The 2,151-nt window shown below is 68.4% G+C and carries 1 protein-coding gene; it reads left to right on the top strand.

Annotated features, from left to right (window positions below):
• Positions 1 to 2,151: toxin TcdB middle/N-terminal domain-containing protein (locus PV773_RS25100; protein WP_347968983.1), on the top strand; the 2,151-nt coding region annotated here is incomplete at both ends.

Raw genomic sequence — 2,151 nt, 5'->3', positions numbered from 1 at the left:
CCCGGCCCTGGGAACCCCAATCTTCTGCGCAGTGTGACGACGGGTTCTGGCGCGGTGATTGCGGCGGAATACACGCCGTCGAGCCGGTGGGCGAACGACTATCTGCCGAACCTGGTGCATGCGGTGACGAAGCTTACGGTGAGCGACGGCCGGGGCGGTCCGGCGGCGGTGACCGACTATGCCTATGCGGGCGGCAAATACGATCCCAAGGCGCGGCGGTTCCTGGGCTTCCGCACGGTTGTGGAGACCAGGCCCGCGGCCGCCGGCGAGACCGGCCGGCCGGTGGTCGAGACCACCTACCGGCAGGACCTGGCGAGCTACGGGCTGGTCGAGCGGCGGATCGAGAAGGACGGCGCGGGCGCCGTGCGTCGCGACACCACCGAGACCTACCAGGTCAATGTGGCGGCCAAGCCCTACTGGGTGCAGAACACCGCCAGCTACACGACGCTGACGGAGAGCAACGGCGCGCTCAATCTGCAGACCGAGCGGGTGTTCGACGCCTACAACAACATCGTCCAGCTCAAGGATTACGGCCGGCCCGGGGCGGCGGGCGACGAGCTCTGGACGGTACGCTTCTTCGCCCCCAACACATCGGCCTATATCGTGTCCTTGCCGCGGGCCGAGCAGGTCAGGGCCGGCTTCGATCCGGCGTTGCCGTATATTGGTTTGAGCTTCAGCTTCTACGACGACAACCACAGCGACAACGCCACGCCACCGACGAAGGGCAATCTGACCTGGCAGTCGGACGTCGCCGACCTGACCTCGACGCCGGCGCGATCGGTCAACCAGCTCTTTTCCTATGACAGCTTCGGCAACAAGGTTGCGGCGGTCGACGGGGCGGGCAACCGCACCGAATGGGACTATGACGCGACCTACAGGCTCTATCCGGTGAGCGAGCGCGGGCCGAAGTATTTTGCCGCGGGCGGCCAGGCGGCCGACCCGCGCTTCGTCACCAGCGCGACCTATGACGCGGTGTGCGGCGAGCCTTCGAGCCGGACCGACGTCAACGGCATCGTCCGGACCTTCACCTATGACGCGTTCTGCCGGCCCTATGACACGGCGGTGGCCGCGACCGGCAGCTATACCAGGACCCGGTTCGAGAACGAGGGCAACCCGCTCACCCAGGCGGTGGTGGTCTCGAGCCCGCTGGCCAACGGGGCGGGCGAACAGTTCAGCCGCTCCTATTATGACGGGCTCGGCCGGGTGTGGCGGACCGAGACGCCGGGCGAGACCGCGGCGGGGCCGCTGCGCCTCGTCGACACCGAATATGACACCCGCGGCAATGTCGCGCGCCTCGCCCTGCCACGCTTTGCCAACGAGGCGGCGCAGTGGACGGCCACCAGCTACGACTGGGCCGACCGGCCGGTGAAGGTGGTCAATCCCGACGCCAGCCAGCGCAGCATCGTCTACGGCCTCGACGGCGGCGCCAGCCCCAACCCCAGGCTCTATGTGGCGACGCTGACCGACGAACTCGGCCGGTGGTCCAGCACCACGACCTCGTCGCGCGGCGACGTGGTGGCGATCGTGCGCGACATCGGCGGCCAGGCCGTCGGCGAGACCCGCAGCTATGACGGGCTCGGCCGGATGATCGGGGTCAGCGATGCCTCCGGCTCGGCCTGGTCCTATGCTTACGACCTGCTCGGGCGCCGGCTGAGCGCCACCGATCCCGATCTCGGCAGCTGGAGCTATGGTTACGACGGGGCGGGCCGGCTGACGAGCCAGACCGATGCGCGCGGGGTCGTCACCACCATGGGCTACGACCAGCTCGGCCGGCTGCTGCTCAAGCAGGCGACGGCACCGGGCGGGACGCCCGTCACGCTCGCCCAGAACGGCTACGACGAGGCGGCGGTCGGCTTCTACAACATCGGCCGGCTGACGCGGTCGGAGAATGCCAATGCCGTCCACGTCTTCTCTTATGACGGCTTCGGCAAGGTGGCGAGCCAGGCAACCAGCATCGATCGCCTGACCAGCACCACGCTTACCGGCCGCGATGCCTCGGGCCAGACGGTGTGGACGCAATATCTGCCCGGCCCGCTCGACATCGGCAGCTCCACCAACCGCTGGCAATACAGCGCCGCCAATGCGCTGGTCGCCATCCCCGACGCCATCGTCTCGACCATCCGCGAGGCCGACGGACAGACCAGGGAGATC

The organism is Mesorhizobium sp. CC13 (genome assembly GCF_039907765.1).
GTDB lineage: Bacteria > Pseudomonadota > Alphaproteobacteria > Rhizobiales > Rhizobiaceae > Aminobacter.
Note: the sequence above shows the minus strand (reverse complement) of the source record. Positions and strands in the feature narration are given on the sequence as shown.